The organism is Pseudomonas nicosulfuronedens (assembly GCF_005877905.1).
In the GTDB taxonomy this organism is placed as follows: domain Bacteria; phylum Pseudomonadota; class Gammaproteobacteria; order Pseudomonadales; family Pseudomonadaceae; genus Pseudomonas; species Pseudomonas nicosulfuronedens.
In genome coordinates this window covers 240,005-263,256 of record NZ_SWDV01000005.1, presented here as the reverse complement: position 1 = coordinate 263,256, position 23,252 = coordinate 240,005, and the positions used below count along the sequence as shown (strand labels likewise).

Genomic DNA, 23,252 nt, shown 5'->3' with positions numbered 1-23,252 from the left:
ACCGAATGCCTGGCCTCAGAGCAATCCTCAGGGCAATAGCGCTTCGCAGGGAATCTCGTCAGGGCGCCAGGAATGGCTGCATCTGCGCGCTGAACCAATCGAGGAAAACCGCCAGCCGACGCGAGCGCTGCCGGCGGTTGGGGTAGAGCATGGATACCGGCATGGGGGCGGGCCGATGCTCGGGCAGGACCTCCACCAGCGCGCCGGCATCGAGCAGGTGCTGTATATCGAACAACGGCACCTGGATCAGCCCTAGACCGGCGCAACAACTGGCGATGTAGCTCTCGACGTTGTTGACGATCATCCGGCAGGGCAGCTCGATGCTGCGCTCGCCGTCGTCCTCCGGACACTCCCAGGGCAATGCCTGGCCGCCGGTGGTGGGGCTGTAGCCGATACAGTGGTGGCCCCTGCGCAAGTCGTCCAGCTGACGCGGAACGCCATGTTCGGCGAGATAGGAGGGGCTGGCGCAGTTGACCAGCAGGACCTGCCCCAGCGGTTTCACCACCAGGCTGCTGTTGGCCAGCCGGCCGAAGCGGATGATGCAATCGACGCCTTCACTCACCGGGTCGATCAACCGGTCGGTGGAGCCCAACCCCAGTTGCACGCATGGGTACTGGCGGAGGAATTCCGGCAGCGCCGGGATCAACAGGCGGCGGGCGATACGGCTGGGCACGTCGATGTCCAGGCGCCCGCTGATCTGCTGCGGGTGGGCCTGGAACAGCTGGTCCACTTCGTCATATTCGTGCAGTAACGGGTGAGCACGTTCCAGCAGTTGCAGGCCGTCCGCCGTCAGGCTGACCTTGCGCGTGGTGCGATGCAGCAGCCGCGTGCCGAGGCCGGCTTCCAGTTGCTGGACGGCAGCGGACACCGTGGCGCGTGGCAGCTTGAGCACCCGCGAGGCCTGGATGAAGCTGCCCAGTTCGGCGACCTGGACGAAGATGCGGTACTGCTCGATGCGCTCCATGGCACCTCGGGGGGAGACAGTGGCGCCAGCCCGGAGCAGGTGCGCGGGCCGGCGGTGGTGGTCAGTCCTGCGTCGTGGGGATCACTTGGTGGTATAGCCGCCATTGATCAGCAGCGTCTGCCCGGTGATCCACCAGCCGTCGCTGACCAGGTGGCGGATGAAGGGCACCACGTCCTCGATGTCGGTCAGGCCGGTCTTCGAGAAAGGCGACAGGGCGGCGGCGGTCTTGTGGTAGTTCACTGCGTCCTGCCCCTCGGCAGGATAGAAGAACGGCGTGTCCATCGGGCCAGGGCCCACAGCGGTGACGGAGATGCCGCGCTCGCCCAGCTCCTTGGCGGCGGCGCGGGTGAAGTGTTCCACCGGTGCCTTGCCGCCGGCGTAAGCGGCGTAGAAGGGCGTGAAGGCGCCCAGCAGCGAAGTGACGATGGTGCAGATCTTGCCGTTGTCGTTGAGGTGCCGGCCGGCCTCCTTGATGAAGAAGAACGCCGACTTGGCGTTCACCGCCATCATCTCGTCGTATTCGGCTTCGCTGATCTCGACCATGGGCTTCTTCAGCACCTTGCCGACCGTGTTGATGGCGATGTCCGGTTTGCCGACGGCGGCGACGGCGTCGGCAAAGAGTTTCTCCACCGCGCCTGCGCGGGTGAGGTCGGCCTGCAGTGCTACAGCCTTCGCGCCCAGTTCCTGCAGCGCGGCGACGGTCTTGTCCGCTTCCGCCTTGCTCGAGTTGCTGTTGTAGTGCACCGCCACGGCGGCGGCTCCCTGTGCGGCGAGATCGCGGGCAATCAGCCCGCCGAGGTTCTTCGCTCCTCCGGCGATAAGTACCACTTTTCCCTGGATCGAATGGTCGGCCATGGTCGTCAGTCCTGCTGGGTTGAAGGCAAGCCTGAGTCTAGAGGTACGCAGGGAGAAGATAATTCCGCGCCGCTGGGATGGACTGTCCGGCGCCGCTGGACAATCTTCGCTGGAGAGCGCTGGCGTTCAGTGCTTCAGCGCGCGCCGATGCTCGATGGGCGCCATGCCGAACCAGCGGTGGTGCGCTCGGCAGAACGAGGTGGTGCGGCGGTAGCCCAGTTCCTGCGCGATGCGCGCGATGGACAGGTCGGAGTGACCGAGCAATTGTTCGGCGCGGTGACGGCGGATCTGGTCGACGTGTTCCTCGAAATCGATGCCGTCATTGGCCAGGCGCCGCTGCAGCGTGCGCGGGTGCAGGTCGAGCAGTTGCGCCACCTGTTCCAGGCTGCAGCGCTGCTTGGGTAGCAGGGCGTGGATGTGGCGTTCGACGGCGAAGCCGAGCTTCTCGCCGGCGTCCGAATGCGCTTCCAGGTAGAACCGGACGATGGAATGCAACAGGGCGTCGTGGCGCGCACAGGGGCGCTGCAGGTCGCGCTGGGCGATGACCAGGGCGTTGTGGTCCTGGCCGAACAGCACCGGGCAGTCGAAGTAGCGCCGGTACACCGACAGTTCTGCCTGTGGTGGGTGGCGTAGCAGCACGGTGGTGGGCTGGAAGGGGGTACCCAGCAGTTCGGCCATCATCAACTTGCCGTGCAGCAGGGACTTCTCGACGATCTGCGGAATCTCCTCGATGCACGGCAGCGTGTTGTCGAAACAGAGCAGGGTGCAACCGTTGCGCCGCTCCAGGCGAAAGAGGATCGACGGGCTGTACAGGTGCATGTAGCGCACCACTGCGGCCAATCCTTCTCCAGCTGTGGGGGCCGTCTGCGCCAGGTGCTGCAACGGACCGAGCAGGGTGGATTGTTGCCGGGTCGCCAGCTCCAGCCCCAGTTCGGGCATGGCCAGGGCGTGGGCGCTGCCTTCGAAGATCTGCACCAGGCTCTTGTAGGAGAATTTTTTCTCGTAGTTGCCGACGACGCTCAGGTCGATGCGGTGAGGGGCGAGGTGTGAGCGCAGCGCAGCGCCACGCTCGGCGAGCAGATCGCCGAACTGGAGGAAAGCGGTGCCGCGAACGGTGTCCATGGGGGTGGGTTTCCAGGCCTGGGGAAAAGCGGCAGGCCAGCGGCGGAAGCCGCCGGCCTGCCCGTGGTTGCCGGGTCAGGGCGTGACGATGTTGAACCAGAAGTCGAAGTTGTCCATATAGCTCATCAGCTCGTCGAGCTTGCCCTGGTCACCCTGCACCTTGAGCTCGCCCGAGCCTTCCGCGTCTTTGAGCGTGGTCTGCTTGAGCATCAGCTTGTTCAGGGTGTCGCGGGTGAGGGTGATGGTGGCATCGGCGTCCTTGGCCTGTACGCCCTCGGTGTGGTTGAGCACACCGTTGACCATCTCCAGCGTGTACTTCTGCTTCAGGTCGGTGAAGTCGAAGTTGAGGGTGATGTGCTTGTCCGCCACCTCAGGCCCTTTCAAACGCATGGCCAGGTAGTCGAAGAACAGGTCCAGGTCCATCGCCTTGACGGTGTCGGGGCTGGCGGTGTCCGGGGTCGGCAGCTTCTGCACGCCGTTGCGCAGTTCCTGCGCGCCGGTCAGGTAGAAGTTGCGCCAAGGGCCGCTCTCGGCCTGATAGCCGAGCTGTTCCAGCGCGTCGGCCTGCAGGTTCTTCGCCGCCTGGTTGCTGGGGTCGGCGAACACCACGTGGTTGACCACCTCGGCCACCCAGCGGAAGTCGCCCTTGTCGTAGTACTCCTTGGCCTTCTTCAGCACGGCGTCGGCGCCGCCCATCATGTCGACGTAGCGCTTGGCTTCTTCCTCGGGCGGCAGCTCCCACAGGGTCGCCGGGTTGCCGATGAACCAGCCGAGGTAGAGCACGTAGGTCGCCTTCACGTTGTGGTTCAGCGAGCCGTAGTAGCCACGGTTGGAGAAGCGGTCGGCGATACCCTTGGGCAGTTTCACCTGCTCGGCGATCTCGGTCATGGTCAGGCCCTTGTTGGCCAGACGCAGGGTCTCGTCGTTGATGTAGCGGTACATGTCGCGCTGCGAGGAGAGCTGGTCGCGCACTTCCTTGTTGCCCCACACCGGCCAGTGGTGCATGGCGTACATCACCTGCACGTCGTTGCCCCACATCTTCAGGGCTTCGTTGAGGTACTTGGACCAGGGCAGCGGCTCGCGGATCTTCGCGCCGCGCAGCGAGTAGGTGTTGTGCAGGGTGTGGGTGGAGTCCTCGGCGGTGTTGAGGGCCTTCTTCTCCTTGATGTAGTACATCATCTCGGCCGGCGCCTCGCTGCCCGGCGCGTAGAGGAACTCGTAGGTGAGGCCGTCGATCACCCGCTTCTCGCCGGTCTTGGAAATGATGTCGGTGGGCGGAATCAGGGTCACGGTACCGGCCGAGGTGGTAGTGCCCAGGCCGGCGCCCAGTTGGCCGGTTTCACTCGGCGGCAGCAGGTTGCCGTACATGTAGCTGGCGCGACGGCTCATCGCGGTGCCGGCCATCACGTTCTCGGCCACGGCGTGTTCGAGGAAGCCCAGCGGGGCGTAGATCTTGACCTTGCCGGCCTTCACATCCTTCTCGTCCACCACGCCGCGCACACCGCCGTAGTGGTCGACGTGACTGTGGGTGTAGATCACCGCGACCACCGGTTTCTTCGGTCGGTGTGCGAAGTACAGGTCAAGTGCCGCCTTGGCGGTCTCGGCGGAGATCAGCGGGTCGAAGATGGTGATGCCGGTCTTGCCCTCGACGATGGTCATGTTCGACAGGTCGTAGTTGCGCACCTGGTAGATGCCGTCGGTGACCTGGAACAAGCCGGAAATGTTGATCAGCTGGGATTGCCGCCACAGGCTGGGGTTGGTGGTGGCTGGCGCGGCTTCACCTTCCTTGATGAAGTTGTACTTGGCCGGGTCCCAGATCAGGTTGCCTTTCTCGCCCTTGATCGGCTCGCTGGGCAGCGGGGCGATGAAGCCTTTGTGGGCCAGCTCGAACGAGGTCTTGTCGTTGAACGGCAGCTCTTGCAGCAGGGCATCGTTGGCGGCCTTGGTGGCGTCGGTTGCCGGCTTGGGCGCTTCGGCAGCCCAGGCGTGGGTCGTCATGGAAATGGCTGCCGCCAGCAGGAACGACGAGCTGAATTTCCACAGCCTGGCGGCGCACTGGCCATCCATCGAGTGCGACGATTGCGCGATCAGTTTCATCTCAAGCTCCTTCTTGCTTTATGCGCCGTACCCTTCGAGGCAACTGCCAGCGGTGTGGTCTTGGACTTGTTCGAGGTATTGCAGACGAGGTTTCGCCTTTCCGGCATGGCCCGCTCTCGCGCGAGCCATGCCGGGTCAGGGGGTTACTTGCTCTTGAGTTGCTCGTAGGACTTGACCATGTCCCGCGCCCAGCCATCGAGCAGGGCCTTGGCGTCGTTGGCGGTCATGACCTGGGAGGAGTTGTCCAGCTCGCTGCCGGCACCCTTGCGCACCACTTGGGCGACCACCGTGCCGTTACTGCCGTCGAGGAAAGCGGCTTCGGTGGCGATGCTGGTGTCCTGGTCACGGATACCGGTGGCGGTGCTGACGCCGGCGGCGATCAGGGCGATGGGGATGACCTCATAGGGTTGCAGGCCCTTGGTCGATGCACTGACGGCGGTGATCGCCGGGCGCACGACGAGCACGCCAGGGCCAGGACCGCTAGCCAGGGGCAGGGCCTTGGCGAATTGCGTCTGCAGTGACTGGTCGTAGTACTTGGTAATGCCGTCCAGCGTGCTCTGCGGGATCTTCTCGCTGGGCTGCGGTTGCGGGTAGAGCTGGCTCGGCTCGACATACACGCTGGTGAACTGGCTGACGTCGATGCCGGGCTTGATCCAGCGCATCACCGGTGCGCCGGAGGGGGACTTCTCTTCCTTGAGGACCTTGTAGTCCTTGAGGAAGCCGGAGTAGTTCTCCGGCTCCACGTACTTGCTCGCACAGCCGGTGAGGGTGAGGGTGGCCAGGCACAGCGGCATGGCCAGGAGTTTCCAGTTCATTATATTGCTCCTTGTGGGCGGTACTGCATCGATGGTGTCGGGGGCGCGCTCTTGGCGGCGCGTTGCTCGTGCTCAGAAACGCCAGGTCGCGCCGCCGCCAAGGATGTGCAGGGCGGCATTGCGGTAAGTGCCGGAAAGGGTCTCGCCGGAGCGGGACTTGGTCTGTTCGTCGTCCATGTCGCCGAGCCAGACGAGGGTGTAGGCCAGGTGCAGGTCCAGGCCCTCGTCCACCTGGTAGTTGACCCCGGTGGCCAGGCGCCAGGCCTCGCCCATGGGGTTGTCCACGGTGCGGTCCTTGTCGTCCACCGCCGAGCTGTCGTAACCCAGGCCAAGGCTCCAGCGCCATTGCGGGGTGGCCTGGTACTGGGTGCCGATGGAGGCGTGCCAGGTGTCCTTGTACTGGCGGTCGACGGTGCGATCCACGCCAGCGGCGTTGGCGTCCACCTCCACGCCGATCTCGCCGAAGTCGCTCCAGTCCTGCCAGCCCAGGCTGCCCAGCAGCTTCCACTGCGGGTCGAGCTGGTGGGCGATGCTCAGGGTCGCGGTCTGCGGGATGTTCATGTCCAGTTCCAGCGAGTCGACATCCAGGCGGCGCAGCGCGGCATTGATGATCGGGTTGCTGACCTTGCGCACATCGGGGCTGTCTTCGAACTCCAGCTTCACCTTGCTGGTGTAGGCGAAGCCGATCTTGGTGCGATCGCTGAGGTCATAGAGCAGGCCGATGTTCACCCCGGTACCGACATCGGTGTCCTTGTATTCCAGTTGCCCGTCGGGAGCATCGCGCAGGCCGAGCAGGTTGTTGTTGATGGCCGTTTCGTTGCGGTAGTAGGCGTAGACGATGCGCGGGCCGATGCCGAGCGTGAGCTGGTCGGTGAACTTGTGCGCGATGGTCGGCTGGAACGACACGCCGATGACCGCTGCCTCCTGGTTGAAGTAGCGGCCGGCCCAGTCGTCGTCATAGTCCAGCGCCAGGCCGAAGTTGCCATACATGCCGAAGCCGATGGCCGAGCGTTCGTCGATCTGCTGGCTGACGAAGAAGCTGGCACCCGGCAGCCATTTCAGGGAGTTGCCACCTTCGTTGCCATCGAACTGGTTGTTGCTGTCGCGCGAGAAGCTCAGGTCGCCGAGGATGACCTGGGCGTTGGCGCTGATCTGCGTGCCCTTGAGCTCGGCGATGCCGGCCGGATTGCTCATCAGCACGCTGGGGTCGCTGGCCAGCGCGGCCGAGCCGGCGTTGGCCAGGCCATTGCCTTCCTGACCGGCCTCGTAGATGAGGATGCCACCGGCAGCGGCGGGGCCGACGAACAGGATACAAAGCGATGTCGCAATGGAAGCGCCTATGGCCTTTGCGGCGCCTGTGCGGACTCTGGTCATCGAGCATCCCCTGCTGATCCCTGACTGGCTCTCATGGCGTTCGAGCCGATGAAAGGCATTCGCTCCGAATGCGTGCTGGAGACGGCGATCCCTTGTCCCGTGGTGCTTTTCCCACCGGCTGGGTCGTGAAGATCAGCCTAGATAGCGATACGGGATATGCAACCGGGATTTTGGTGCGAGACGCGATCAATGTTCAGTTCACGACACAAAGATGGACATAAAGAGTATCCAATCGCCGGGGGACTTCGCTGCCTGCCACTGAGCGTCAAGCGCTGCGGGCGAAAGGGGTGGGGCGGACGAACAGTGGTTGTCGTGAAAGGAGTGCTGCGCGCAGCGGTGAGTTTCGCGCTGGGGCGCCTGTATCCGCCTTGCGTCGTGCAGGCTGCGTCGGTCAGCATGCCGGCCGCCTTGCCAATAAAGACTGCTTTCATCATGCGACGCCTACCTTCGCTTACCGCCCTGCGCACCTTCGAATCCGCTGCACGCCATGCGCACTTCGGCCGAGCTGCCGCCGAGCTGTGCGTGACCGACAGTGCGGTCAGCCACCAGATTCGCCAGCTGGAAGAGCAGTTGGGGGCGACGCTGTTCGAGCGCCAGGGCCGCCAGGTGCAGCCTACCGCCCAGGCGCGGCGCCTGCTGCGCAGCCTGCAGCAGGCTTTCGAACTAATCGCCACGGCATGCGATGAGTTGCGCGACCCGGGCTCCCAGGCGCAGTTGCACATCGCGGTGACGGTGGAGCTGGCGCAGAAATGGCTGGTGGGCCGGCTGGCAGACTTCGCCGAGCGCTACCCGGAGATAGTCCTGCACCTGCACGAGCAACCGCTGGAGGCACCGGGGCCGGCTGCCGAGATCGACCTGGCCATCACCTACGGTACCGGTCCGGAGGACGCCAGCACCTACTTCGTGCGACCGCTGCCGACCCTGCAGTTCTTCCCGGTGTGCAGCCCCGGCCTGTTCAACCAGTCGCCGCTCAAGCACCCGCGCGACCTGGCGCGCCACTGCCTGCTGCATGATGACCAGGACGGCAAGTCCTGGACTGCCTGGCTGACTACCCATGCCAGCGATATCCGCCCCAGCCGCCATGTCTACCTCGGTCACGCCGGGCTGACCATGGAAGCGGCGGTGCGCGGGCAAGGCGTGGCCATCGGCGACAACCTCACCAGCGCCGAGGACCTGGCCTGCGGCCGGCTGGTGCGCCCGTTCGCCGCGCAGATCACCTCGCTGGGGCAGTACGCGCTGGTCTGCGAGCGCCTGCGCCTGGAGAAGCCGGCGGTGGCGGATTTCATCCAGTGGTTCACCGATCAGCTCAACGACATGTGAATACGCCAACGGCTCTTTGTAGGAGCGAGCTTGCTCGCGAACAGCGTGTTCTTGAGGTGATGGCGTCAAGCGGGTTCGCGAGCAAGCTCGCTCCTACAGCTCAAGACGGGCTTCGGCATGTTGGCGGCTGTGGGCGGGGCCTATGGCGTGGGCTGGACACAGCCCATGTTCGGTGAGGCTCATCATTTGCCTTTGAAATGATGAATTGAATTCAGCTATTCCGCGAAATTCATCATTGGTTTCTGCTGCTTCGGACCGGCAATCTTGGGGCCATTCCCGTCCCTGAATCCGGAGCGTCGCGATGTCCCGCACCCACTCGACAATGCCCAAGGCCGACGGCTTCCGTCTGCCCGGCGAATTCGAACCCAAGGCCCGCTGCTGGCTCGGCTGGCCCGAGCGCAGCGACGTCTGGCGCAACGGCGGCAAGCCGGCACAGAAAGTCTGGGTAGAGGTGGTGAGTGCCATCGCCAGCAGCGAGCCGGTAACCGTCTGCGCTTCTGCCGCGCAGTACGCCAACGCCCGGCGCATGCTTCCCGAGAACGTCCGCGTGGTGGAGATGACCTGCAACGACACCTGGTTCCGCGACAGCGGCCCGGCCTTCCTGGTCAATGACGCAACCGGCGAGATGCGCGGTGTGGACTTCCAGTTCAACGCCTACGGCGGGCTCGATGGAGGCCTCTACTATCCCTGGGACAAGGACGACCAGATCGCGCAGAAAATCCTCGAGATCGAGGACTTCGACCGTTATCGCGCGTCGATCATTGCGGAGATGGGCAGCATCCGCAGTGACGGCCAGGGCACCCTGCTGACCACCGAACAATGCCTGCTCAACCGCAATCGCAATGCCCACCTGGGCAAGCAGGAAGTCACCCGCCGTCTCTGTGACTACCTGGGTGCCGAACATGTGATCTGGTTGCCGCGCGGCTGCAAGTTCGACGAAACCGACGGCCACGTCGACGACCTGGCCTGCTTCGTGCGACCGGGAGTGGTAGTGATGCAGTGGACGGACGACCGCAGCGACCCGCAGTGGGAAATCTACCAGGAGGCCTACGACGTGCTGCGCAGTGCCCGTGATGCCCGTGGCAATTCTCTGGAGGTGCACAAGCTACCGCAGCCGCAGGTGCTGGAGTGGACTGCTGCCGAGGCCGAGGGCCTGGATCAGGTCGAGGGCAGCTTCGACCGCCAGGAAGGCACGAAAATCTGTGCCTCCTACATCAACTTCTATACCGGCAACTCGGCCATCGTGATGCCGTTCTTCAACGATCCCAATGACCGCATCGCCCAGGGCGTGCTGGCCGAGCTGTTCCCGGAGAAGCGGGTGATCGGCATCGACAACTCGCGGGAAATCCTCCTGGGCGGCGGCAACATCGGCTGCATCACCATGCCCCAGTACGCGGCGCCGGCGCGCCGCGGCTGAGGTTTCCGCAGGGCCCGCCCAGTGCGGGCGCGTTGCTCACATCAGCGTGAATCAGCGCAGCCGCAGCGGGTCGCCACCGGTAACCGTGCGATCCATCAGGCGGATGCTGTCGCGACCGCCGCGCTTGGATTCGTAGAGTGCGGCATCGCCTTGCTCGATCAGCGCGGCGAGGCTGGCCGGTGGCTGGTCGAACAGGTTGGCGCCGATGCTCAGGGTCACCGCCTGGGGCGTGTCGAAGTTCTGCGTGGCGGTGTTCTGGAACTGCTCGCGCAGCTTGCCGGCCAGTTCCATCACCTGTTCGCCGCTGATGTTGCTCAGCAGGATGACGAACTCGTCGCCACCCAGCCGCGCGGCCACTGCTCGCTCGGGTAACGCCGCCCGGATCATTTCGCTGAGCGCCACCAGCAGGCGGTCGCCGGCGGTATGTCCGTACAGGTCGTTGACCTGCTTGAAATTGTCGATATCGATCAGCAACAGCGCGCCGGGACGTTCCGCAGAGATATCCTCGAACACGCGGGGCGCACGGACTTCCAGTGCGCGGCGGTTGTACAGGGCGGTCAGCGGGTCACGCGCAGCAAGACGGGCGATGCGCTTTTCGCGGCGATAGCGCTCGGTGCCGGTCATCGACAGGGCGATCAGCATGATCGCCATGGCACCCTCGACCAGGGAAATCTGGATGATTTCGCCACGGAACGCGGCCAGGTCGATCAGCGTGCCGGGGACGATCACCGTCGCACCCTTGGCCAGGTAGAAGGCGCCGTGCACCAGCATCACGTAGCGCAACTGCACCGCGCCCACGCTCAGGGACTTGCCATGGGAGCGCAGCAGGTAACTGGCGCGCAGGGAGAGCAGGGCGACCAGCCAGGAGTTGGCCAGCAGCATGAGCTTGGACCACAGCGGGCCACCGTCGGGCAGCGCCAGCAGCGCTATCCAGGTGAGCGGGACGAGCAGCCAGCCGCGTGACAACCTTGCCTCGGTGAACTTCGCTACCCCACTGAGGAAGAACCAGTGGGCCAGCACCAGCAGGCCGTTGGCGAACCAGATACCCACCAGCAGGTAGCCGCCCATGCGCAGCAGGGCGAGGGTGGAGCCGAGGGTGATGGTGGCGAAGCCGGCGCTCCAGTAGAGCAGCGAGCGTTCGCGTACGCTGCGCCATTCGATGGCCAGATACAGCGCTGCGGCCGCCGCGAGGGCGACCGAGATAGTCAACATGGTGGGTGGATCAAGCGCCATTTTCGAAACCGTACTGCACTGTCGGCAAAAACCGTGATTGTAAGCGCCCTTGCTGGTATTCCGGTATGTCAGCCGGGCGCTTCCGGTCGGGTTTGCATTCGTTCTGTCGCGTCTGGAAAGCACTTCTTCCGCTTTCGTCGCATTGCTGAAGCGGCCATTTGCCATCAGACTGTGCGGGTTCGTGAGTATTCGCTGTGGGGCTGGGAGGCCCGAAGCCATGGAGAAGCCGACACGCCGGCGCTGGAGCCCGCTTTGGTTCCTGATCGTCGCGGCCAGCTACCTGATCGCCATCCTGTTCACCGTGGCCCTGGCAGGGCTGGGCTGGATTCTCTTTTCCGGCGGGCTGGACATGGCTGTGGTGAAGGAACGCCGCTACCTGCTGCTGGGCAGCGGTGGCCTGATGCTGGCGGTGTCGGCCTATATCCTGCTGATGTCGATCCCGACCAGCTTCCTCTCCACGGTACGCCGCGACCGCTCCTGATGCCTCGCCAGCGGTCGGCTATCGGCGCGAAGGTGCTGGGATATGCCTGACTGGAAGGAAGTCTTGATCCCGCGCAGGGAGTGGGGCAGCAGGCAGGTGTAAGGTTGCCGCGCGACTCGCAGCGTCAGACTGCCAGCGCCTCAGGAGCCCGTGTCATGCCCGAATCGATGAGTTTCAACCGCGCGCTGGTGGAGAAGTACGACCGTCCCGGCCCGCGCTATACCTCCTATCCCACTGCGCCGCAGTTCCATGGTGCCTTTGCCGCCGACGACTACCGCGCGGCCGCCCAGCGCAGCAATCATCCCGGCAGCGAGGGCGTGGCCAAGCCGCTCTCGGTGTACATCCATATCCCGTTCTGCAAGAGCCTCTGCTACTACTGCGCCTGCAACAAGATCATCACCCAGAAGACCCACCGCGCCGTGGAGTACCTGGACTACCTCAAGCGCGAGATCGCCCTGCAGGCGGAGCTGTTCGACGGCTCGCGCAAGCTTACCCAGCTGCACCTGGGCGGCGGCACGCCGACCTACCTGACCAGCGAGCAACTAGGTGAGGTAATGGACAGCCTGCGCCAGCACTTCAACCTCGACGAAAGCGACGCCCACGAGTTCTCCATCGAAGTCGACCCGCGCACCATCAGCCGCGAACGCATCGCCGAACTGCGCGCCCAGGGCTTCAACCGCCTGAGCTTCGGCGTGCAGGATTTCGACGAACAGGTGCAGCAGGCGGTCAACCGTGTGCAGAGCGAACAGCAGGTCTTCGACCTGGTGCAGGCTGCCCGTGAGGCGAAGTTCAAGTCGGTGTCGGTGGACCTGATCTATGGCCTGCCGCTGCAGACGGTGGAGAGCTTCGACACAACGCTGAGCAAGATCATCGCCCTGCGTCCGGATCGCATCGCCGCCTACAGCTACGCCCACCTGCCCGAGCGGGTGCGCGCGCAACGGCTGATCCGCCGCGAGGACATGCCGCCAGCGGAGCGCAAGCTGGAACTGCTGGAGCTGACCATCCGGCGCCTGACCGAAGCGGGCTATGTCTATATCGGCATGGACCATTTCGCCCTGCCGGACGATGAGCTCACGGTGGCCCGCAACAACGGCACCCTGCAGCGCAACTTCCAGGGCTATTCGACCCACGCCGATTGCGACCTGATCGCTTTGGGCGTGTCGTCCATCAGCAAGGTCGGCGATACCTACGGGCAGAACGTGAAGGAGCTGTCGCAGTACTACGCACGGCTCGACGCAGGCCTGCTGCCGGTGCACAAAGGCTACCGCCTGACCGACGACGACCGCCTGCGCCGCGAAGTGATCGGCGCGCTGATGTGCCATGGCCGCGTGGACTACGCCCCGCTGGAAGAGCGCCACGGCATTCGTTTCGGCGAGTACTTCGAGGGTTCGCTGCAGCAGCTGCGGGAGCAGGTCGGCGACGGCCTGATCGAGCTGCATGACGACGCGCTGGTGCTGCTGCCCCAGGGCCAGCTGATGATGCGCAGCGTGGCGATGGCCTTCGACGCCTACCTGGGCGGCGGGCAGCAGGAGCGCTTCTCGCGGACCATCTGATGCCGCTGCCGGATGCAGAACGGCCCGCCATCAAGGCGGGCCGTTTTGTTTTCAATGCTCAGCGGCGATCGACCCAGACGGTCTGTGCGTTGCAGAATTCGCGCACGCCGAAGTGCGACAGCTCGCGACCGAAGCCGCTCTTCTTCACGCCGCCGAAACCGACACGCGCGTCGCTGGCGCTGTAGCCGTTGATGAACACGCCACCGACGTCCAGCTCGGCGCTCATCTGCCGGGCTCGGGCGAGGTCGGCGGTGAAAACCGTGGCGGTCAGGCCGAAGTCGCTGTCGTTGGCCAGTTCCAGCGCGTGGCGGGCGTCCTTCGCGCGGATGATCGAGGCCACCGGGCCAAACAGTTCTTCGCGGAACGAGGTCATTGCCGGGGTGACATCGGCCAGCACGGTTGGTTGGTAGAAGTTGCCCGCGCCTTCCACCTTGCCGCCGCCCAGCAGCAGCGTGGCGCCTTCGGCCAGGGTGCGCTGCACCTGGTCGTCCAGCTCGTCGCGCAGGTCGAAGCGGGCCATCGGGCCGACGTAGGTTTGTGCCAGGGTCGGGTCACCCATCGCCATCTCGCGGGCCGCGGCGACGAAGCGCTCGGTGAACGCGTCGGCGATGCTCTGCTCGATGATGAAACGCTTGGCTGCGGCGCAGACCTGTCCGGAGTTCTGGAAGCGCCCGGCGACCGCAGCCTTCACCGCGACCTCAAGGTCGGCGTCGGCGAGCACGATGAAGGCGTCCGATCCGCCCAGTTCCAGCACGCACTTCTTCAGCGCGGCGCCCGCCTGGGCACCGATGGCCGAGCCGGCGCGCACGCTGCCGGTGACAGTGACGGCGGCGATACGGTCGTCGCGGATGGCCTGGGACACCAGGTCGTTGCCGACGTTGATCACTTCGAAAACGCCCGCCGGGAAGGCCGCCTGCTGGAACGCCTGCAGCATTCCGTAGGCGCTGCCCATGACGTTCGGCGCGTGCTTGAGCACATAGGTGTTGCCGGCCAGCAGCGCCGGCACCGCGCCGCGCAGCACCTGCCAGATCGGGAAGTTCCACGGCATCACCGCGAGGATCGGGCCCAGCGGGCGGTATTCGATCCAGGCACGCTCGTGCTCCACGCTGGTCGGCTCCGGGGCGAGCATCTGCGGGCCGTTGGCGGCGTACCAATCGCACAGGGCGGCGCACTTTTCCACTTCGCCACGGGCCTGGGTGATCGGCTTGCCCATTTCGGCGGTAATGGTGGCGGCGAGGGCGTCGGCGTTGGCGCGCAAGGCCTGGCCAAGGCGTACCAGGGCGGCAGCACGCTGTTCCAGCGGGGTGCGCTTCCAGGATGCGTAGCCCTGGGCCGCGCGGGCCAGTGCCTGCTCCAGCGCCTCGGCGGACTCGAAGGCGTAGCTGTCGATCACCTCGCCATTGGCGGGGTTGCGGGAGATCGCGTGGGTCTGCGGGGTGATGCTCATGGCTCGCTCCTGGAGGGTGGGGTGGCAGGGAGTGGAGCCAGTGTCGCGTTGATCGATGCTTATGAAAACTGAATAATAATGACGATTATGCTCTCGTTTGGAGAATGAAATGGATCTGGTCCAGCTGGAAATCTTCTGCGCCGTGGCTGCCCACAAGAGCATCGCCGCCGCTGCCCAGGCCATGCACCGCGTGCCGTCCAACCTGACCACACGGATCAAGCAGCTGGAAGCGGACCTGGGCGCCGACCTGTTCATCCGCGAGAACAACCGCCTGCGGCTGTCCCTGGCCGGGCACGACTTCCTCGTCTACGCCACGCGTATCCTCGGGCTGGTTGAAGAGGCGCGGGTGGTGGTCTCGGGCAAGGAGCCCACCGGGCGTTTCCCCATCGGCTCGCTGGAGAGCACGGCGGCGGTGCGCATCCCGCGTCTGCTGGCGCGCTACCACCAGCAATACCCGAAGGTGGAACTTGACCTGTCTACCGGCCCCTCGGGCGACATGATTGATGGAGTAATCGCCGGCGAGCTGATCGCCGCCTTCGTCGACGGCCCGATCAAGCACCCGGCGCTGGAGGGTGTGCCGGTGTTCGACGAGGACATGCTGGTGGTCGCGCCTTCGCACCACGCACCGATCCGGCGTGGTCAGGATGCCGACGGCGAGATGATCTACGTGTTCCGCGACAACTGCTCCTACCGCCACCACTTCGAACGCTGGTTCGCCGCGGATGGCGCGGCGCCCGGTGCCATCCGCGAGCTGGAGTCCTACCACAGCATGCTCGCCTGCGTGAGTGCCGGCGGCGGCCTGGCGGTGATGCCGCGCAGCATGCTGAGCAATATGCCCGGCAGTGCCTCGGTCAGTGCCTGGCCCATGAGCGGCGACTTCGCCCGGTTGAACACCTGGCTGATCTGGCGTAGCGACTCACGCTCGCGCTCACTGGAGTTGTTCCGCCAGTTGGTGGACGAGCAGGCGGCGGTGCTGGATATGGCCGGAGGCCCGGCAACCTCGCTCTAGTGGCGGGTCTGCTGGGTGAAGGTCCGGCGGGTATCCACCGGCCCGATGCGTGCCAGCGTTCGACGGCCCAGCAGCAGGGGGTAGAGCATGTCCTTGCGGTCGCGCAGGGAGAATTCCTCGACCAGCATCTGCTGGCCGATGCGCACCTCCATCGTCACCACCGGGCGATGATCGACGCCGCCCGCGCCCCGCAACTTCACCCGGCGTACCAGTGGGCGTTCGAACTCCTGGCTGAAGGGTTCGCCGGTTTCGCGGTTCCTTGCGACCACGCGAAACCGCACCCATTGCTGCCCAGCGCGGCGGAAATAGCGAATATCCCGTGCATCCAGCGACGAGGTGAGGGCGCCGGTATCGAGCTTGGCCTTCAGGGCGATGGCGCCGGGGTAGAGGCGGACTTCCTCCACCCAGCCATTCACCGGCAGGTCCGCGGAGCGGGACTTCAGCGTGGCGGCGAAGGCCAGCACCAGCATGGCGAGCGAGAGAGAATTCAACTCCATGGTCATTCTCCGAGGGAATCGCGTGGCGGACGACTCCATGCTTGAGCCCGAAAGGTTATGGCGGTGTTAAAGGCAGGTCATCGAAATGTGCGATTGGTGGCTCATGGCTAGCATTGCCGACGAACGGCCGTTCGCAGCGGCTCGCCGCCGCTTCCGGCGTTGCGCCCGATAGCTGTGCTAGCTGCCTTGAGTGACCGTCTGATAGCTGCTGGGCGCCACTCCAAGACAGCGGCGGAACATGCTGGAGAAGGCGCTCGGGCTGTCATAGCCCAGCTCCAGCGCGACGCGGGTGACGGGTGTGCCGGCGGAAAGGCGGGTGACGGCCGCGAGCAGGCAGGCCTGCTGGCGCCAGGCACCGAAGGACAGGCCGGTCTGCTGGCGGAACAGCCGGCTGAAGGTGCGCGTGCTGCAGTGCAGTTCGGCGGCCCAGAGGTCTGCCGTGACGTCGATGGCCGGCGCGCGCAGGAAGTCCCGGCACAGCTCGAGCAGGCGCGGATGGGCCGGCAGCGGGGCGAACAGCGGCAGGCTCGGCGCCTCGCGCAGCTCGTGAAGCAGCAGGCGGATCAGGTCGCCGTCGCGGCCGCCTTCGTCATGCAGTGCCGGCACCTCGACGCTGGCCAGCAGCAGGTGATGCAGCAGCGGCGAGACAGTCAGCGCCTGGCACAGCAGGGTGTCACGTACCGGAACCTGCGGGTCGATATACAGGCTGCGGGTGCTGACGCCGCGCATCAGCACCCGATGCTGCTTGCCGGCGGGAATCCACACACCGCTGTAGGGCGGGATCACCCAGGCACCGTCCTCGGTCTCAACCTCCATGAGCCCGCTCATACCGTAGAGGAATTGCGCGCGGCGGTGGGAGTGGGGCTTGAGCAGGGTGCCCAGCGGGTAGTCGGTGCCGATGGCGAGCACGCTGCGGTCGAGGTGGTCGACGCTGGAGAGGGGGACATTGAGCATGGCGGCGAATCTGGCTGAGGCGCGATGATTATTCGTCAATCCGCGCAGAATGGCCAACTACCCTGCGGCCGACTGGCGCGGTGCACATTGCCCGCGTGGGATTTGCCGTAGGATCAGGCCCACATGACTTGCCAGGAGGCGACTATGGGTACCCGTGGACACGACCGTCAGATCGACAACATCGAATTCAACGTCAGTGACATCGCGCGCAGTAAGGCCTTCTACGGCAGCGCCTTCGGCTGGAGGTTCACCGACTACGGCCCCACCTACTGCGAATTCAGCGACGGTCGCCTCACCGGTGGCTTCACCACGGGCGAGCCCGTACGCCCCGGCGGCCCGCTGGTGATCCTCTACTCCGACGATCTGGTACAGACCCAGGCCCGCCTTGAAGCGGCTGGCGCCACCATCAGCCGCGCGACCTTCGCCTTTCCCGGCGGCCGGCGCTTCCATTTCATCGACCCGGACGGCTACGAGCTGGCGGTGTGGTCCGCCGACTGATTCCACACCTGCCCGGGCTGCGTCGGAGCCTGGCTCATGTCCAGTCGTTCCTGATGCTCCCGAGTCGCTCCCGCATTCCTTGGCTGGCGCCTGAGCCATGGCTGAGCGCGCAGTCTTCCCACGGAACGATCCGGCCTGATTCGGGATTGACCATCATGGGCTGCAGCACCTCGCCGGTTGCCCGCTCCACCACCTGGACGCTCGGCGCATCCCCGGCGAAGTGCTTGTTACCCCAGGCGATGAGCGCGAAGAGAACGGCTTTCAGGTCACGCCCGCGCTCGGTCGGGATGTACTCGTAGCGCAGAGGCTTTGCGTTGTAGGCGCGCTTCTCCAGCAGCCCTGCCTCCACCAGCGCATTGAGCCGGCGGGTGAGCATGTTCGGTGCGATCTCCAGGCTTCTGGAGAACTCATCGAAGCGTGTCAGGCCGTGCAGGGCATCGCGCATGATCAGCAGGCTCCACCATTCGCCTACGTGTTCGAGACTCAGCGCCACCGGGCACTCCGCATCTTTCATTGTCTTGCGTTGCATAGCGATTCTTCGCGCTCGTGGTCGGGGTTGTCGTATTGAATGTTACTTTCATTATGATAGTAACGTCATCAGTACAACAGAGTAGCAGCCGCGAAGGAGTGGCCTCGATGAGCAAACGTATCGTTGTGACAGGAATGGGCGCCGTTACACCGCTGGGTTGTGGCGTGGAGCTGGTATGGGAGCGCCTCCTGGCGGGCAAGTCGGGCATTCGCCCGCTCCCGGAGTCGTTGATCGGTGACCTTTCGGTGCGAATCGGCGGGCAGGTGCCGGCTCTTGAGGAGGATTCGGAAGGCGGGTTCGACCCCGACCGGGTGCTGTCCCCCAAGGATCAACGGAAAGTGGATCGCTTCATCCTCTTTGCGCTGGCGGCAGCGGAGGAGGCGCTGGCACAAGCGGGTTGGAAGCCCGCCACAGCACAGGACCAGGAGCGCACCGCAACCATCATTGCCTCGGGCATTGGCGGCTTCCCGGCGATCGCCGAGGCGGTGCGGACGACGGACAGCAAGGGGCCGCGTCGCCTGTCGCCTTTTACCATTCCCTCGTTCCTGTGCAATCTGGCAGCCGGCCAGGTTTCCATTCGCCATGGTTTGAAGGGACCGTTGGGAGCGCCGGTCACTGCCTGCGCGGCAGGCGTACAAGCCATCGGCGATGCGGCCCGCATGATCCTGGCCGGTGAGGTGGATGTGGCGCTGTGTGGCGGCGCGGAGGCTGCCATCCATCGCGTCAGCCTGGCTGGCTTTGCGGCCGCACGGACCTTGGCCAGCGAATTCAATGGAAGTCCGGAGACGGCCTCGCGACCCTTCGACGAGGCGCGCGACGGCTTCGTGATGAGTGAAGGAGCTGGCCTGCTGGTCATCGAAGAGCTTGAGCACGCCTTGGCGCGGGGAGCAGAACCCTTGGCCGAGCTAGTGGGTTATGGCACGAGTGCCGACGCCTACCACATCACCTCCGGCCCCGAGGACGGCGATGGGGCTCAGCGGGCAATGAGAAAAGCCTTGCAACAGGCCGGCGTAGCACCAGGCCAGATCGGCCACCTGAATGCCCATGCAACCTCGACCCCGGTTGGGGACAAGGCCGAGCTGGCGGCTATCAAGGCGGTGTTCGAGGGGGCTGCATCGCCGATCATCAGCGCCACCAAGTCTTCCACAGGGCATTTGCTGGGAGCGGCCGGTGGGATCGAGGCGATCTTCACCGTGCTGGCGCTACGGGACCAATTGGCCCCGGCGACGCTCAACCTGCATAACCCCGATCCATTGGCCGCAGGGCTTTGCCTGGCAACCACCAGCCCACAAGCGCTGCATACCGACTACGCACTCTCCAATGGCTTTGGATTTGGCGGCGTCAATGCCAGTGTGCTGTTCCGACGCTGGTCGAACGAGTGATTCCTGGGCGGCCGAACAGCAAGCAGATCACTGCTGTTGGCCGCCTTATCCTCGAGTTCCTCGGCTGACGGCGCATCTACTTCATCAATCCGGACGGCTACTAGCTGGCGGTGTGGTCGGCGGACTGAGCCTTGATCTGTTCGATGTAGCGCCGCACCACCGGGGATTTCTCGAAGCGTCGGTGCAGCAGCGACAGCCAGGAGCGCGGCGTGCAGTCGGCGAGCGGAAGGTAGTTCACCTGCGGCAGCTGTACCCGGCGCACCACTGACTCCGGGACGATGGCGATGCCGCGTCCCAGCGAGACCAGTGCGATCACCGCCACCAGGCTGCCTGGCTGCTGGCCCAGGCGTGGGGAAAAGCCGCCGACGCTGGCAACTTCCAGGGTGCCGGAGATCTGCTCCGGAAGGATGAAGGTTTCCCCGCTCAGCCTGGCGGCGCGAATCTCCGGCAGCTCGTTGAGGCGCGAGGCGGCGGGCAGGGCGAGGACAAAGCCTTCTTCCTGCAGCGCGATGGCTTCCAGCTCCTCCGGCAGGCTCATGGGCGAGCGGACATAGGCGAGGTCTAGCGCGCCGTCGCGCACCTGCGCCGGCAGTTGCGCCATGGGCGCTTCGCTGATGTCGAGGTCTACGGCTGGCAGGGCGCGGGTGAACTGCTCGACATGTTGCTGCAGCACGCCGGAATAGGCCGCCGAGGCTACGTAGCCCAGGCGCAGATGTCCGGTTTCACCCCGCCCGGCGCGTTGTGCGCCCAGTTGCGCGGCGTCGAACTGACGGACCGCGAGTTCGGCTTCCGTCAGCAAGGCCTCACCGGCGGCGGTCAGGCGCACCTCGCGCTGGCTGCGCTGGAACAGCAGCACGCCCAGTTGCTTTTCCATGTCCTGGATCTGCCGGCTCAGGGTCGGCGGGGCGATGCCCAGTTGCTCGGCTGCGCGAGTGAAGTGACCGTGGCGGGCGACGCTGAGGAAGTAGCGGAAATGACGGATTTCCATGTTCGTTAGTCGCAGGCTAATGACGAAGGCCGCCGTGGCTAACAAGCCCGGCGCACGTGGGCGTTACCGTGGAGGCAACACTACAAGGCTGGCGCGGCGAGGGCAAAACCCGGCGCGTCGGCCCGCGCTGGAAGCCTTGCCATGTCCGACCCCGCCGTTTGTGCACGACCCGCCGCCCGCTTCACCCTGCTGACCGCCTCGGCGGTTTGCGCGCTGATCATCCTCGACACCAACATCGTCGCCGTTTCGCTGCCGGGCATCGCTCGCGACCTGTCCGGTTCCTTCGCCGATATCGAGTGGGTGGTCAGCGCCTACCTGCTGGCCTTCGCCGCCTGCCTGCTGCCCGCCGGAAGCCTGGCCGACCGATTCGGTCGGCGGCGCATGCTGCTCCTCGGGCTGGTGCTGTTCGGCATGGCCTCGTTGGCCTGCGGCGCGGCGCCGAGCCTGCTGTTCCTTGATATAGCCCGTGCCGCCAAGGGCGTAGGTGCTGCGCTGTTGCTGACTTCTGCGCTTGCCGCCATCGGCCATCGCTTCCATGAGCCTGAGGAGCGTCTGCGCGCCTGGGCATTCTGGGGCGCGTGCATGGGCGCCACCATCACCTTCGCGCCGCTGCTGGGCGGGGTGATTTCGGCCACCCTGGGTTGGCGCTGGATCTTCTACCTCAACCTGCCGCTGGTGGTGCTGCTGGGGGCGATGGCGATGCACAGCATCGAGGAGTCCCGCGACAGCGCAGCAGCGCGACTCGATCCGCTGGGCAGCCTGACGTTTGCTGGCGGCCTTGGCTACCTGATCTGGGCGCTGATCGACGGCAACCGCGTTGGCTGGGACAGCCCGCCGACCCTCGCGCGGCTGCTGGTCAGCGCTGGCCTGCTGGGCTTGTTCGTGCTGGTGGAGCGCAGCCAGGCGCGGCCGATGATCGACCTGCGGCTGATGCGCAGTGGCCGTTTCATCGGCGCCTTGCTCGGCATGTTCGCCTACGCCGCCTGTGCCCAGGTGATGATGACCCTGCTGCCGCTGTACCTGCAGAACGGTCTGCAGCTGTCGGCGGTGGCGGCGGGCGCGGGGATGCTGCCGTTTGCCCTGGCGATGTTGCTGGTGCCACGGGTGGGTATGCGCCTGAGTGAGCGCTTCGGTCCGGCGCAGATTTTCGCCTTCGGTCTGGTGCTGGTTGGTGTGGGCAACCTGCTTTGCGCGCTGGCGGTCGGGCAGGGCGGTTACCCGGCCTTTGCCTTAGCCAGCCTGGTGCTGGGCGCCGGCGCCGGGCTGCTCAACGGCGACACGCAGAAGAACATCATGGCCTGCGTGCCCCGCGAACGCACCGGCATGGCCTCGGGGCTGAGCACCACCACGCGCTTTGCCGCCATCGTGCTGGCCATCGGCATTCTCGGCGGCGTGCTGGCTGCGCGCAGCGCCCGATTGCTGCGTGATGCGCTGGCAGAGCTTGCTCCTGCGCAACTGGACAAGGCCGCCGAGATGGCGACCCGGGCGGCGGCGGGTGATTTCACGGCGGCGCTGTCGCTGGTCGATCCGAGCGTGCGCGATGTGCTGGCTCCCGCAGTACGACAGGCCTTCATCGGTGGTTTCGAAGGGGTGTTGCTGGTGGCGGGCGTCGCGGCCCTGGTGTTCGCCGTGTTGGTGGGCACCCTGCTCGGCAGGCCGATGCCGGTGCATGAGCCGCTGCCGGCGTGAGACGGCCAAGCTCCCGGCGGAGGTGGCCTGCCTGAAACTGGGGCGCGGGCTTCTGCGCCGGCAGGTGGGAAGAGCGCGTGAGTGGCCTGTAGTGAATGCTACAAAAAATACGTATTGAAGTTTTCTGAAGCACATTATACAAATGGCGCCATAACAAGAGGCGCCCCCATGCTCACACTCAAAGATCGCCTGAATACCCCGGAAGTCGAACTCACCAAGGCCGAGCGCAAGGTCCTGCGCGCCTTGCTCGACGACTACCCGCGCGCCGGCCTCGGGCCGATGTCGCGCCTCGCGCGCCAGGCCGGGGTCAGCGATCCCAGCATCCTGCGCCTGGTCAAGAAGCTCGGTTTCAGCGGCTACAGCGACTTCCAGAACGCGCTGATGGCCGAAGTGGACGACCGTCTGCGCTCGCCGCGCACCCTGCTCGCCGGGCGCCGCGAAGGCATGAGCCGCGACGACGTCTGGTCCAACTACCTGAGCGACGCCAGCGAAGGCATCCAGCGCACCCTGGCGCTGACCCAGGCCGACGACGTGCGCCTGCTCGGCGACTGGCTGCTCGACCCCAAGCTGCGCGTGCTCTGCCACGGCGGCCGCTTCAGCCGCTTCCTCGCCGGTTACCTGGTGGCGCACCTGCGCATGCTGCGCGGCGGTTGCCTGCTGCTGGACGACGGCGCCGCGCTGCCCGACCAACTGGGCGACATCGATCGTCAGACGTTGGTGGTGGTGTTCGACTACCGCCGCTACCAGGCCCAGGCGCTGGGCGTGACCCGCGCAGCCAAGGCTCGTGGCGCCCGCGTGGTGCTGTTCACCGACATCTATGACTCGCCGCTGCGCGAGTTCGCCGACCTGATCATCAGCGCCCCGGTGGAGTCCCCATCGCCCTTCGACACCCTGGTGCCGACCATGGCCCAGGTCGAAGCGCTGATCGCCAGTCTGGTAGCGCGCATGGACGGCCAGCTCGACGAACGCCTGGAAGGCATCGACCACCTGAGAGCTGCCTTCGGCAGCCACATCCTCGAGGAATGACC

The 23,252-nt window shown here is 65.5% G+C and carries 21 protein-coding genes; 9 read left to right on the top strand and 12 right to left on the bottom strand.

All coding sequences use genetic code 11. From position 1 onward, the window contains the following. Positions 1-58 precede the first annotated feature (58 nt). From FAS41_RS07955 to FAS41_RS07930, 6 genes are all read right to left on the bottom strand, one after another. Complete coding sequence (locus FAS41_RS07955; RefSeq protein WP_138521055.1) at positions 59-964, bottom strand: LysR family transcriptional regulator; 906 nt, start codon at positions 962-964, stop codon at positions 59-61. An 81-nt stretch (positions 965-1,045) separates the two neighbouring features. Next, a complete protein-coding gene (locus tag FAS41_RS07950; protein ID WP_138521054.1) occupies positions 1,046-1,819 on the bottom strand; it encodes an SDR family oxidoreductase in 774 nt (257 codons plus the stop codon). Positions 1,820-1,945: 126 nt separating this feature from the next. Continuing rightward, positions 1,946-2,941, bottom strand: coding sequence for an AraC family transcriptional regulator (locus FAS41_RS07945; RefSeq protein ID WP_138521053.1), 996 nt, complete (start codon positions 2,939-2,941; stop codon positions 1,946-1,948). Between the two features lie 75 nt (positions 2,942-3,016). Beyond that, positions 3,017-5,038, bottom strand: coding sequence for an alkyl/aryl-sulfatase (locus tag FAS41_RS07940; RefSeq protein WP_246084836.1), 2,022 nt, complete (start codon positions 5,036-5,038; stop codon positions 3,017-3,019). Positions 5,039-5,181: 143 nt separating this feature from the next. Continuing rightward, positions 5,182-5,853, bottom strand: coding sequence for a DUF3313 domain-containing protein (locus FAS41_RS07935; protein WP_138521052.1), 672 nt, complete (start codon positions 5,851-5,853; stop codon positions 5,182-5,184). 72 nt (positions 5,854-5,925) lie between these two features. Further along, entirely contained in the window at positions 5,926-7,227 is a 1,302-nt protein-coding gene (locus FAS41_RS07930) for an OmpP1/FadL family transporter (protein ID WP_138521051.1), read from the bottom strand. 432 nt (positions 7,228-7,659) lie between these two features. Between FAS41_RS07930 and FAS41_RS07925 the strand changes: the two genes are divergently transcribed. Together FAS41_RS07925 and aguA are read left to right on the top strand one after the other, a co-directional pair. Continuing rightward, positions 7,660-8,547 (top strand): LysR substrate-binding domain-containing protein, encoded by an 888-nt coding sequence (locus FAS41_RS07925; protein WP_138521050.1) that lies wholly within the window; start codon positions 7,660-7,662, stop codon positions 8,545-8,547. A 301-nt stretch (positions 8,548-8,848) separates the two neighbouring features. Beyond that, on the top strand, positions 8,849-9,964 hold the full coding sequence (gene aguA, locus FAS41_RS07920; RefSeq protein ID WP_138521049.1) for an agmatine deiminase: 1,116 nt from the start codon (positions 8,849-8,851) through the stop codon (positions 9,962-9,964). 51 nt (positions 9,965-10,015) lie between these two features. Here aguA and FAS41_RS07915 read toward each other — a convergent pair whose 3' ends face one another. Then, positions 10,016-11,197, bottom strand: a complete 1,182-nt coding sequence (locus FAS41_RS07915; RefSeq protein WP_138521048.1) for a GGDEF domain-containing protein — start codon at positions 11,195-11,197, stop codon at positions 10,016-10,018. A 217-nt stretch (positions 11,198-11,414) separates the two neighbouring features. Between FAS41_RS07915 and FAS41_RS07910 the strand changes: the two genes are divergently transcribed. Beyond that, a complete protein-coding gene (locus FAS41_RS07910) occupies positions 11,415-11,678 on the top strand; it encodes a hypothetical protein (RefSeq protein WP_138521047.1) in 264 nt (87 codons plus the stop codon). A 155-nt stretch (positions 11,679-11,833) separates the two neighbouring features. After that, positions 11,834-13,231, top strand: coding sequence for an oxygen-independent coproporphyrinogen III oxidase (hemN, locus tag FAS41_RS07905; RefSeq protein WP_138521046.1), 1,398 nt, complete (start codon positions 11,834-11,836; stop codon positions 13,229-13,231). A 58-nt stretch (positions 13,232-13,289) separates the two neighbouring features. On the opposite strand, the gene FAS41_RS07900 is transcribed toward hemN, so the two are convergent. After that, positions 13,290-14,678, bottom strand: coding sequence for an aldehyde dehydrogenase family protein (locus FAS41_RS07900; RefSeq protein ID WP_138521045.1), 1,389 nt, complete (start codon positions 14,676-14,678; stop codon positions 13,290-13,292). Between the two features lie 109 nt (positions 14,679-14,787). On the opposite strand from FAS41_RS07900, the gene ptrR reads away from it, so the two are divergent. After that, positions 14,788-15,687 carry a putrescine utilization regulator PtrR gene (gene ptrR, locus FAS41_RS07895; RefSeq protein WP_138521044.1) on the top strand — a complete coding sequence of 300 codons (900 nt, stop codon included), beginning with the start codon at positions 14,788-14,790 and terminating at the stop codon, positions 15,685-15,687. Here ptrR and FAS41_RS07890 read toward each other — a convergent pair. Together FAS41_RS07890 and FAS41_RS07885 are read right to left on the bottom strand one after the other, a co-directional pair. Then, positions 15,684-16,184 carry an ATP-dependent zinc protease family protein gene (locus FAS41_RS07890; RefSeq protein WP_246084835.1) on the bottom strand — a complete coding sequence of 167 codons (501 nt, stop codon included), beginning with the start codon at positions 16,182-16,184 and terminating at the stop codon, positions 15,684-15,686. The genes ptrR and FAS41_RS07890 overlap by 4 nt on opposite strands. 177 nt (positions 16,185-16,361) lie before the next feature. Beyond that, positions 16,362-17,138 carry an AraC family transcriptional regulator gene (locus FAS41_RS07885; protein ID WP_138521042.1) on the bottom strand — a complete coding sequence of 259 codons (777 nt, stop codon included), beginning with the start codon at positions 17,136-17,138 and terminating at the stop codon, positions 16,362-16,364. Positions 17,139-17,282: 144 nt separating this feature from the next. Between FAS41_RS07885 and FAS41_RS07880 the strand changes: the two genes are divergently transcribed. After that, positions 17,283-17,636, top strand: coding sequence for a VOC family protein (locus FAS41_RS07880; protein ID WP_138521041.1), 354 nt, complete (start codon positions 17,283-17,285; stop codon positions 17,634-17,636). Positions 17,637-17,670: 34 nt separating this feature from the next. Here FAS41_RS07880 and FAS41_RS07875 read toward each other — a convergent pair whose 3' ends face one another. Continuing rightward, entirely contained in the window at positions 17,671-18,165 is a 495-nt protein-coding gene (locus FAS41_RS07875; protein ID WP_045214378.1) for a winged helix-turn-helix transcriptional regulator, read from the bottom strand. Positions 18,166-18,272: 107 nt separating this feature from the next. Here FAS41_RS07875 and fabF point away from each other — a divergent pair, with 107 nt between their 5' ends. Further along, the gene (gene fabF, locus FAS41_RS07870) at positions 18,273-19,547 is read left to right on the top strand and encodes a beta-ketoacyl-ACP synthase II (RefSeq protein WP_138521040.1); all 1,275 of its coding nucleotides are present in this window, start codon (positions 18,273-18,275) and stop codon (positions 19,545-19,547) included. Between the two features lie 100 nt (positions 19,548-19,647). Here the strand turns inward: fabF and FAS41_RS07865 are convergent, their stop codons facing one another. Then, positions 19,648-20,535, bottom strand: a complete 888-nt coding sequence (locus FAS41_RS07865) for a LysR family transcriptional regulator (RefSeq protein WP_138521039.1) — start codon at positions 20,533-20,535, stop codon at positions 19,648-19,650. A gap of 141 nt (positions 20,536-20,676) precedes the next feature. On the opposite strand from FAS41_RS07865, the gene FAS41_RS07860 reads away from it, so the two are divergent. Next, positions 20,677-22,224, top strand: a complete 1,548-nt coding sequence (locus tag FAS41_RS07860; RefSeq protein ID WP_138521038.1) for an MFS transporter — start codon at positions 20,677-20,679, stop codon at positions 22,222-22,224. 168 nt (positions 22,225-22,392) lie between these two features. Further along, positions 22,393-23,250: a MurR/RpiR family transcriptional regulator gene (locus tag FAS41_RS07855; RefSeq protein WP_138521037.1), complete on the top strand. Its 858-nt coding sequence runs from the start codon at positions 22,393-22,395 to the stop codon at positions 23,248-23,250. Positions 23,251-23,252 lie beyond the last annotated feature (2 nt).

Excerpts from the sequence above, each read along its gene's own strand:
- FAS41_RS07955 (WP_138521055.1), bottom strand. The coding sequence starts at position 964 with ATGGAGCGCATCGAGCAGTACCGCATCTTCGTCCAGGTCGCCGAACTG.
- FAS41_RS07950 (WP_138521054.1), bottom strand. The coding sequence starts at position 1,819 with ATGGCCGACCATTCGATCCAGGGAAAAGTGGTACTTATCGCCGGAGGA.
- FAS41_RS07945 (WP_138521053.1), bottom strand. The coding sequence starts at position 2,941 with ATGGACACCGTTCGCGGCACCGCTTTCCTCCAGTTCGGCGATCTGCTC.
- FAS41_RS07940 (WP_246084836.1), bottom strand. The coding sequence starts at position 5,038 with ATGAAACTGATCGCGCAATCGTCGCACTCGATGGATGGCCAGTGCGCC.
- FAS41_RS07935 (WP_138521052.1), bottom strand. The coding sequence starts at position 5,853 with ATGAACTGGAAACTCCTGGCCATGCCGCTGTGCCTGGCCACCCTCACC.
- FAS41_RS07930 (WP_138521051.1), bottom strand. The coding sequence starts at position 7,227 with ATGACCAGAGTCCGCACAGGCGCCGCAAAGGCCATAGGCGCTTCCATT.
- FAS41_RS07925 (WP_138521050.1), top strand. The coding sequence starts at position 7,660 with ATGCGACGCCTACCTTCGCTTACCGCCCTGCGCACCTTCGAATCCGCT.
- aguA (WP_138521049.1), top strand. The coding sequence starts at position 8,849 with ATGTCCCGCACCCACTCGACAATGCCCAAGGCCGACGGCTTCCGTCTG.
- FAS41_RS07915 (WP_138521048.1), bottom strand. The coding sequence starts at position 11,197 with ATGGCGCTTGATCCACCCACCATGTTGACTATCTCGGTCGCCCTCGCG.
- FAS41_RS07910 (WP_138521047.1), top strand. The coding sequence starts at position 11,415 with ATGGAGAAGCCGACACGCCGGCGCTGGAGCCCGCTTTGGTTCCTGATC.
- hemN (WP_138521046.1), top strand. The coding sequence starts at position 11,834 with ATGCCCGAATCGATGAGTTTCAACCGCGCGCTGGTGGAGAAGTACGAC.
- FAS41_RS07900 (WP_138521045.1), bottom strand. The coding sequence starts at position 14,678 with ATGAGCATCACCCCGCAGACCCACGCGATCTCCCGCAACCCCGCCAAT.
- ptrR (WP_138521044.1), top strand. The coding sequence starts at position 14,788 with ATGGATCTGGTCCAGCTGGAAATCTTCTGCGCCGTGGCTGCCCACAAG.
- FAS41_RS07890 (WP_246084835.1), bottom strand. The coding sequence starts at position 16,184 with ATGGAGTTGAATTCTCTCTCGCTCGCCATGCTGGTGCTGGCCTTCGCC.
- FAS41_RS07885 (WP_138521042.1), bottom strand. The coding sequence starts at position 17,138 with ATGCTCAATGTCCCCCTCTCCAGCGTCGACCACCTCGACCGCAGCGTG.
- FAS41_RS07880 (WP_138521041.1), top strand. The coding sequence starts at position 17,283 with ATGGGTACCCGTGGACACGACCGTCAGATCGACAACATCGAATTCAAC.
- FAS41_RS07875 (WP_045214378.1), bottom strand. The coding sequence starts at position 18,165 with ATGCAACGCAAGACAATGAAAGATGCGGAGTGCCCGGTGGCGCTGAGT.
- fabF (WP_138521040.1), top strand. The coding sequence starts at position 18,273 with ATGAGCAAACGTATCGTTGTGACAGGAATGGGCGCCGTTACACCGCTG.
- FAS41_RS07865 (WP_138521039.1), bottom strand. The coding sequence starts at position 20,535 with ATGGAAATCCGTCATTTCCGCTACTTCCTCAGCGTCGCCCGCCACGGT.
- FAS41_RS07860 (WP_138521038.1), top strand. The coding sequence starts at position 20,677 with ATGTCCGACCCCGCCGTTTGTGCACGACCCGCCGCCCGCTTCACCCTG.
- FAS41_RS07855 (WP_138521037.1), top strand. The coding sequence starts at position 22,393 with ATGCTCACACTCAAAGATCGCCTGAATACCCCGGAAGTCGAACTCACC.